The 2115-nt window shown below is 54.1% G+C and carries 1 protein-coding gene and 1 pseudogene; both read right to left on the bottom strand.

Translation table 11 applies throughout. The annotated features are described in order from the left end of the window. Positions 1-326: 326 nt before the first annotated feature. A complete protein-coding gene (locus tag EOA24_RS35460) occupies positions 327-1316 on the bottom strand; it encodes an AraC family transcriptional regulator (RefSeq protein ID WP_127410679.1) in 990 nt (329 codons plus the stop codon). A 254-nt stretch (positions 1317-1570) separates the two neighbouring features. Continuing rightward, positions 1571-1818: pseudogene (locus EOA24_RS43550) on the bottom strand (IS110 family transposase); the annotation flags it as partial. Positions 1819-2115: the final 297 nt, after the last annotated feature.

Raw genomic sequence — 2115 nt, 5'->3', positions numbered from 1 at the left:
GCGTTGCCGTTAATCGCCACCGCACCGCAAGCATAAACCGCACGCTGAATGTCCATTGTGATCAGATAGCCATTGCGGATCAAGGTGTCGCAGACGGCAGCGGGTGCTTTTTCGGTCATCGTCAGTTCCATTTCACCTGAAGTCGAAGCCGCATGACAATCCTCACGCGTGCGGCCCCACCAAATGACATGGAGAACACACGATGGAAATCCAAAATAGTTATCTAACGCGATGGGTTGTTATGCAACCTGTAGCGGAGGCCGCCAACTGGCCGCCGATCTCGCACGAATTGTTCGTGAATATCATAGCGCAATTCAACAAATCTATCACTTGGCAGCATCCCGCAGTAGATCGGTCCTTCTAATTTCCTTGGGTGTGTAGCCATAGTGTTTCTTGAACGCCATGCAGAAATTGGAAGCATAGTCGTAGCCGATATGGTAGGCGACCATCTTAAGCGGCATATCGGTTTTAAGGAGCAGATCGACAGCCTTTGATAATCGCACCATAGTTCGATAATCTTGGGCATTGATACCGTACCGGTCCGCAAATGCCTTGTTGATGATACGGCTCGGTATGTCAAATTCTTCTGCAATGTTACAGATCGGTATTTTACTCTGCAGATCGCCATCAAGAATGTTTTTGATGCGCTCCAGTTTCTCACCCATGCTCAGGGCGGCGCCGGACCTTGAATAAACCGATGAAATTATATTGTCTAAGGTGATGCAAAGTAACTCGTTCGCCTTCGCCGAGATATAATGGTGCACAAAGCGCTGGCCAATGCTTCGAAATATGACTGATCTGGCGACCTTTTCCATTTCCGAACAGAGCGGAAGCTCGATCCAGGTAAATCGGCCCGCAGGATGGCGCAACAGGTCCTCCAGCATGGTTAGTTGATCAAGAAACTCTGCCACCACGCGTGGCGGATCTTGCGGGTCAAAGCCGAGGGCCAGCGCCGTCTCCGACTGGCTGGCAGACCAGTGACTTATCGCGTCGACGCCTTTAGGGTGGAAGTAGGTTACAAACGTGGGCTTCTTTAGCTCAAGTGCTTCGCCGTTTGAGGGCGAGATGGTACGGCGTCCGTCCAAATGATAGAGGAATACTAGGCGATCAGTGCCCCGATGATTTTCGAGGCATTTTTCACGCATCTTGAAGTGCTTGGTCGTCAGCAGAAGGCTGAACTCTATCTGGAAACAGTCTTCGTGGCCCGAGGCATACCTGGAAGGTGGCGTCCAACGGCGTCCGAACTTGGCCATTTCCGGCGGAGCCAGGACCTCCTCGAATTCCTTCGCCCAGGCGATCTGCTCAAGGCTATTCATACGCTTCCACTCCACTGAAGATGTTATAACAAAATAGCCGTTTTTGGCATGTTGTCAAACGGGAGGGAGTGCCACTTAGAGGACGGACTTCCCGATTGGGGACTCGTGCAGGGGAGCGCGGATACGATTCGATGGGAAATCGTTAGCTGCGACGCTCATCGTGTGCGCGATCTGCACCTTGAGCACGATAAAGCCGATAAAGTGGACCGGATGCTCTAAATTCAAAGTCGGTATCCACGGCATATATGCGTCGGCGACCAGAATGGGCGGCCCGAATAGATGCGGCCACGTCGAACTAGGAACAACTAAGCTGCTGACGCGACCGCTTTTGAGCCTCTCGAGCCCGCACGAGATCGCGCATGGTCCGCGATGTGGTACCCAGGACCGCTTTCAGTTTACCTGCACGATGTAGCCTTTCCAGGCTGAACGCATCGCGCCGGTTGGTCTTCACTCGATCAGCCTCATAGCAGAAGTGGAGGAGGCTCCTCGCCTCGCCAATTTTCCGACGATGTTCGTCATCAAGGTCGATCCGAGATCCGAGGCTATGTCCGCGTAGAGCCTTACTTCACCGCCGCGCTCACCGTCAGGACGGCCATAGAACTCTTCAGTTCAAGTGCTGGCGCTGGAACGTGGCGAGCTGAGGTCTGCCGGGTCGTGCGCGTGCCGAGCCTCGAGCAGGAGAACGATCGCCCTCGCAGCCGGGAACGGGCTCGCTAGTCAACGAAGGCGGCCAGCATTGAGCCACTTCAAGGCTCTCTGATGACGCAAGGCCATTCGCGGCTTCAAGGCCAGCCAGACG

Source organism: Mesorhizobium sp. M2A.F.Ca.ET.039.01.1.1, from assembly GCF_003998035.1.
In the GTDB taxonomy this organism is placed as follows: Bacteria; Pseudomonadota; Alphaproteobacteria; order Rhizobiales; family Rhizobiaceae; genus Mesorhizobium.
This window is presented reverse-complemented; position numbering and strand designations above follow the sequence as displayed.

Coding starts and splice junctions, on each gene's coding strand:
- EOA24_RS35460 (WP_127410679.1), bottom strand. CDS start 1,316: ATGAATAGCCTTGAGCAGATCGCCTGGGCGAAGGAATTCGAGGAGGTC.